We start from the raw sequence: 6323 nt of genomic DNA, 5'->3' as shown, positions 1-6323 counted from the left end.
CTCATCACATCCTGGGGCTGGAGAAGGTCCCAAGGGTTCGGCTGTTCGCCGATTAAAGTGGTACGCGAGCTGGGTTCAGAACGTCGTGAGACAGTTCGGTCCTCTATCCTCTGTGGGCGCAAGAGATTTGAGGGGTTCATTTTCTAGTACGAGAGGACCGAAAATGACGAGCCTCTGGTGTTCCGGTTATCACGTCAGTGGTAGCGCCGGGTAGCTAAGCTCGGACTAGATAAGCGCTGAAAGCATCTAAGCGCCAAGCTATTCCCAAGATAAGATCTCTATTAAGGATCCTGGTAGACTACCAGGTTGATAGGCTGGATGTGTAAGGGTAGCAATGCCCTATAGCTAACCAGTACTAATGATCCGTTAGGTTTGATCATTTATGTTTCCATTTTTCCAACTGCCGATAAGATCATCTCTGATGGCTTATCTGCCATTTTTTGACGTTAAACTGGATTTTGCGTAAATCAACGATACGACAAAACCCAGGCAATAACCAGATGCAAGCCAAGGCTTGCAGTTGAAGCCCACCCTTAAGCCCACGCAGTTCACACTGCTTAAACTTAAACTTGTCGCTTCAACTCATAACTCTCCAACCACAAGTCGTATCGGTTGCAGAAATACTCTGGTGAAGATAGACGAGGGGAAACACCCGTTCCCATACCGAACACGCCGGTTAAGCCCTCAGTCGCCAATGGTAGTGCGGTCTGATTCCGTGTGAGAGTAGGTTATTGCCAGTCTTATAAAGCCCTTAGTCGCCTAAAGCACTAAGGGCTTTTTTTGTGCACAATCAAAAACAACTCCTCATTGAGAACAAGAGCACCTTGCTCAACAAGGAAAGCACCAAGCCTAGAGGTTGATAATCAGTTGGAACCACAAAGAGCACAGAGAACCGCGTTGCTTTTTGCCGCAAGCTCGCATTGCATCAACGACGAGAGGAATCGCTGAACATGAAACCCTACGCACTGGATCAGACAGAGGCCGATTGGAAACAATGGGCGACGCAACACGGGCATGCACCCTTTGTTGCACGGCAAATTCGGGAATGGATTTTTGCGAAAGGGGAGTTGCAGCCAGAAGGCTTTACCAACATCTCAAAGGCGATTCGAGAATCATTGCAGGAACAGTTTGACTGGTCACTTCCGACGGTGGATACGGTTTTGAGTTCTGCCGATGGGAGTGAAAAGATCCTGTTTCGTGTGAGGGATGGTCTGTTTGCCGAATGTGTGCTAATGCCTTCCGATAAGCGAATTACCCTGTGTATCAGCAGTCAGGTGGGCTGCCGATGGGGATGCACTTTTTGTCAAACCGGGCGCATGGGACTGACGCGCAGCCTGAGCAGCGGGGAAATACTATCGCAAGTGATCCTTGCAAATCATCGGCTCGAAGAAAAAAAGGTGAGCAACGTTGTTTTCATGGGAATGGGCGAGCCGCTCGACAACTTTGAGGCGGTGGTTGAAGTTTGTCGTACCCTTACCGATGCAAAACTCTTTGCACTTTCGAAACACAGGGTGACGGTATCGACGGTGGGATTGGTCCCGGAGATCGAGCGTTTGGGGAAGGAAGTGGCGGTGAGTCTGGCGATTTCATTGCACAGTGCAGACAATGCACACCGTGCATCCATGATGCCCGTTGCACGACAATACCCACTCGATGTGCTGAAGCAGACCCTTTTGAATTACCCAATACAGACCCGGCACGGAATCACCTTTGAATACGTGATGATTCAGGGTGAAAATGATTCGATTCAGCATGCGAAGCAACTGGTGAAGTTTGTGCATGGATTGAAGGCAAAGGTGAATCTTATCCCGATGAATGCCCATCCGGGAAATCCGATGCAGGCCAGTGAAGAAATTCGCTTGAGGGAATTCCAGAAATACCTGAGTGATCGATCAATCCCTGCGCCAGTACGTTACAGCCGCGGCCAGGATGTCAGTGCTGCCTGTGGACAGCTTGCCATGAAGCGCCAGGAGGAACTGCATCTGGAACCGCATAAAGTTGCGCGCAGCCGGAAACGGGAAATCCGAGACAACCGGGAATCCGTATCGGCTGATGTAAACGTGTCATCCGACAGAACTGAATGCGATTCAGAAGAGCATTCCGTAAGTTGAGAGGAGAAAAAGCTCTGCATGAAACGTTCGCGTGCTGAGAAACCCGGAGTTCGGACCTGGAGCTATCTTCAGGTTGCTTTCGGGGTGTTTGTCATGGCGATTGCCTTTAACGGATTTTTCCGGCCCAACGCGCTGGCTCCGGGAGGTATTGCAGGTTTGGCAATCATTGTGGAGCACATCGGAGGGATCGCCCCCTATTGGGTCATTTGGACGTTTAATGCGATCGTTCTCACAATCAGTGGGTTGATACTGGGCCGCTCCGTCATTCAGCGCAGCTTGCTGGGTGCGTTTCTCCTACCCTTGTTTATCTATCTGACGAGTGCATGGATTCCTATGCTGACCGACGACCTCATCCTTGCATCGGTGTTTGGGGGAGTGATCACTGGGCTGGGTATCGGGATCGTCTTTCGGGGCAATGGAGCTTCGGGGGGATTTGGGTCGCTCGCTCTTCTGTTGAACCAGACGAGCGGGGTACCCATTGGGCGAGCCTTGTTGAGTCTGGATGCGAGCATATTGCTGCTGGGTTGCCTGGTGTTTCCTCTGGAAAAAGTCATGGGTGCCATGATTGCCGCATTTATCATCTCTCGGACCTCTCAGGCTCTCTTGTCGGGTCTCGACTCCTCCAAGTTTGTATTCATTATTTCATCACAGGCGGAGCAAATTCAGTCGGCGGTACTCACCGAACTCGACCTTGGTCTGACAAAACTTCAGGGCGAAGGTGGCTACACGCATGAACCCCGCACCATTCTCATGGTCGTGGCCCGTCCAGGAGACATGTTTCGACTGAAAAAACTGGTTGCCAGCTACGATGCAGATGCCTTTCTGATCTTGTCCAATGCGTCAGAAGTGCTGGGGCATGGATTCAAGCAGCACCTGCTACGCTGAGATCATCCGGTTGTTTTGAGTCCGCTCGCGACGGCGTTGATGTTTTGCAGCAATTGGGTCAGTATCGGGGATTCCGTTCGTTGCTTGGGTGGAAGTTTCCTCCATTGCCGCAACAACTCGATTTGTTGCATGTGCAGCGCATGCAGGCGATGGTCGCGTGCTTTGAGAGTGTAGTAGAGTCGAGGACGTCCCTGTGAAAATGGGCGAGACAGCAACTCGGTCAACATGGATTCGGACAAGCGGAGTTCATCCAGTATCTGTTGCATGAAGCGGTCACGAACCGACGCGTCTGTGACAAGATCGGCATAGTTTGACATCAGTGTTTCCGAACAGCTTGCGACTGTGGATTCCGCATTGTAGAGCAGGTATCTCAGGAATGGCCAATCCCTCCAGATTTGCCGCAGGTAATCAAACCCCTGTTCATTTTCCTGTTTCAGTGCGAGCAGTCCCGATCCGACTCCAAACCATCCGGGTAGGTAGAAGCGCGACTGATTCCAGCTGAAAACCCAGGGGATTGCCCGCAAGTCTTCGAGCGTGGCCATTCCGGTTCGACGGGCTGGGCGGGAACCGATTTTGCTCAATTCGATCACATCAATGGGAGTTGCTTCTCGATAAAAGGGCAGAAACGCTTCCCCTTCGATTAATGCGCGGTACTTCGCGAGACTGGCATCCCGTATCTGCATCATCGCAGGCGTGGCACGTTCAATGATGGCATCATGGGTTGCAAGCAGCTTTGCGCAGGAAACTCCTGCGACGAGCTGCTCAAAACTTTCGATGGCATGCTCGGTGGAATTGTACTTCTGAGCGATCACCTCTCCCTGTTCCGTGATGCGAAATCCGTGCTCAAGTCCCGGTTGGGGAAGCGCTTCAATGAAGCGGTGCATGGGACCCGACCCCCGACCGACAGTACCTCCTCGTCCATGGAAAAACCGAACGGGAATCCCAGACTGTGACGAGAGTTCGATCAGACGTTTCTGGGTATTATAGACAGTCCACTGGCTGGCCCAGATACCGCAATCCTTGTTGCTGTCACTGTAGCCGAGCATGATGGTTTGGGCGTGTGAGGAGGGGGCTGTTCGCTCAGGGGAAAGAGCGGAACCCAGGTAGGCAAGGGTGTTGCGGACAATGGGACTCTCCAGATAGGTCTGCATGATGGAAACACTCGCCTCGAGGTCAGCCATGGTTTCAAAAAGAGGAACAACCTCAATCTGATTGACATAATTGCCGTCGACGCGTTTGAGCAATCCAACCTCCTTGCAGAACAGAAACAGAGCCAGCAGGTCTGAGGCACTGCGAGTCATGCTGACGATAAAACTGCCGATTCCCCCCCTTCCAAAGCGGTCCAAGTGATCTTTGACGACCCGGAATGTATCGAGCACTTCGCAGGTGCTGTCACTGAGTTCTGCGGAAGGAAGCAGGAAGGGGCGGTTGTGAGAAAGTTCCTTCTGGATGAAATCGAGCTTTCGCGACTCAGGCCATTGTGCATAGTTTTCGGCCTCAGGAATACCCGCTTGAACCATTAGCTCGATGAGGGCTTTTTGGTAGGCCTGACTGTTCTGACGAATGTCGAGGTTTGCCGTGTGGAAACCATAGAAGGTGAGCTGACCGTAGATTGGATCGAGGAAACGTTGAATGAGGCGTTCCGCCCGAATCTCGCACCACGCTGATTCAATCATGCTGAGATCGCTACGGAAGTCATCCGGATTGTGGTAGCAGGGGTCACATTGCTGATCGATGGAATGTTGCAGTGCGCGTTCGATGTGTTCAAACGCGACACTCCAGGGTTCTTCGCTGTCGACGGGAAGGTTATTCTGACGGAGCCACTGTTCCAAGGCCTCCGGCACGGCTTGACGCTGGCGATGGAAGCGAACCTCGTGCCTTACGACTTGGACCTGCTGAATCAGCTCAATCACGGCGAGTTTGCGGAGCTCATGAAGGGTTTCACGGGTTACCTCTGCAGTGACCAGCGGGTGTCCGTCCCGGTCGCCACCGACCCAGGTGGCGATACGCAGACAGGGAGCTTTGGGAACTTCGGCTTCGGGAAAGACCTGATGCCATGCGTTTCGGAAGCTGAGGTCGAGTGCCTTTCGTGCCTTTGGGAAAATTTCGGTGAGGTAGTAGTCCAGATTGCGACGCTCCTGCTTCACCGTGGGTTTGGTGGTGAACAATTCGCCGCTGCGCCAGAGTAGCTCCAATACCTCAAGCACTTCACCATAGACGTCATGGCCTTCCGTCAGACGCATAATAAGGGAAGAAAGTTGACGGTGCAGGTGCAGGATGATCCATCGCTTTGCTTCAGTGGGGTGCTTGGTATAGACCACTTCCACAAAGCTGGATTGCACACGCGCAGCGATGTCAGCAGGTCGACACCCCTGTTGACGCAAGCGGTGCAGGTAGTTGAGCCAGAATCCGGATTCACCCAGACTGTCACTCTCCGTGTTGATCCGGCGTGCAACCTTGAGCGAAATTGCGTTTTCAACCAGATTCTGAATTTGAAAGCAGATGGACTGGACCTGTGCAAAAACGCCAGGGTCAACATCGTTTGGAACACAAAGATCCCCGGTGGCTTGTACGAGAGATGCGGCTTTTGCATCCCCCATTTGCAGAAGAACCTCGCTGAATGCGTTGAGTATGAGGTCGCGGATACGGTCAATTTCGGGTAGATTTTCCCGCATGCGAACGGAGAAACTGATTTCCTGGGATTTGTCGAATGCCATGATTGAATGCCGATGAGATCGATGAATGCTGATGCAGTCTGCCAAATTGGGCAACTTTCAACAAGTGCAGGCTCTTAGGCGATGCAAGTGGATTGTGATGTTTGTGGGCTGAAGAAATCAACCTGCAATTTGGGTGGTTCGCTTTGGGGGAAGGATTGGTGGTGTATTAAATTTTGGAATGGGAGAAATGATAAAATCTAATGAAACGGTTGACAAAGGTGGGGAATCTGCGCCTTTAGAAAGTCTGTTTCAAGCTTTACCCCAACAACAATTCATTCCCCATGGACCCTTTTCACTACTGGAGGGCAAACCTCAAGCTGGTCGGCATTCTACTGACCATCTGGTTTGCCGCATCATTTCTCGCGAGCATTGTGTTTTCTGACTGGCTGGACCAGTTTAAAATCGGTGGTTTTGGCCTCGGTTTTTTCATGGCTCAGCAAGGCTCGATCTATGTTTTTGTGATCCTCATTTTTGTGTATGCCGTTCTCATGAACCGGCTGGATCGACGCTATCACGTGGATCGGCTCGAAAATGAAATGACCGAAACAGATCGGGATGAAGGCTAAGCTCTTGCTCCGACTTCCTGTTTTTTACCTGCAGCAATGCATTC

4 protein-coding genes and 2 rRNA genes (1 of these 6 running past the window's edge) are annotated in these 6323 nt (G+C 51.7%); 5 read left to right on the top strand and 1 reads right to left on the bottom strand.

Annotated elements, in window-relative coordinates:
- The 4 genes from ABQ298_01170 to ABQ298_01155 all read left to right on the top strand — a co-directional run.
- A 23S ribosomal RNA gene (locus tag ABQ298_01170) occupies window positions 1-380 on the top strand (it extends 2411 nt beyond the left edge of the window).
- Window positions 381-624: 244 nt separating this feature from the next.
- Window positions 625-740: ribosomal RNA gene (gene rrf / locus ABQ298_01165) — 5S ribosomal RNA — on the top strand.
- A 210-nt stretch (window positions 741-950) separates the two neighbouring features.
- Window positions 951-2111, top strand: coding sequence for a 23S rRNA (adenine(2503)-C(2))-methyltransferase RlmN (gene rlmN / locus ABQ298_01160; GenBank protein ID MEQ9822977.1), 1161 nt, complete (start codon window positions 951-953; stop codon window positions 2109-2111).
- An 18-nt stretch (window positions 2112-2129) separates the two neighbouring features.
- Complete coding sequence (locus ABQ298_01155) at window positions 2130-2996, top strand: YitT family protein (GenBank protein ID MEQ9822976.1); 867 nt, start codon at window positions 2130-2132, stop codon at window positions 2994-2996.
- Between the two features lie 2 nt (window positions 2997-2998).
- On the opposite strand, the gene ABQ298_01150 is transcribed toward ABQ298_01155, so the two are convergent.
- Window positions 2999-5713: a phosphoenolpyruvate carboxylase gene (locus ABQ298_01150; protein MEQ9822975.1), complete on the bottom strand. Its 2715-nt coding sequence runs from the start codon at window positions 5711-5713 to the stop codon at window positions 2999-3001.
- A gap of 281 nt (window positions 5714-5994) precedes the next feature.
- Between ABQ298_01150 and ABQ298_01145 the strand changes: the two genes are divergently transcribed.
- Complete coding sequence (locus tag ABQ298_01145; protein ID MEQ9822974.1) at window positions 5995-6279, top strand: DUF4212 domain-containing protein; 285 nt, start codon at window positions 5995-5997, stop codon at window positions 6277-6279.
- The last annotated feature ends 44 nt before the right edge of the window (window positions 6280-6323 follow it).

It is taken from the genome of Puniceicoccaceae bacterium, assembly GCA_040224245.1.
In the GTDB taxonomy this organism is placed as follows: Bacteria; Verrucomicrobiota; Verrucomicrobiia; order Opitutales; family JAFGAQ01; genus JAKSBQ01.
The sequence above is the reverse complement of the archived record's forward strand: the minus strand, read 5'-3'. Positions and strand labels throughout refer to the sequence as shown.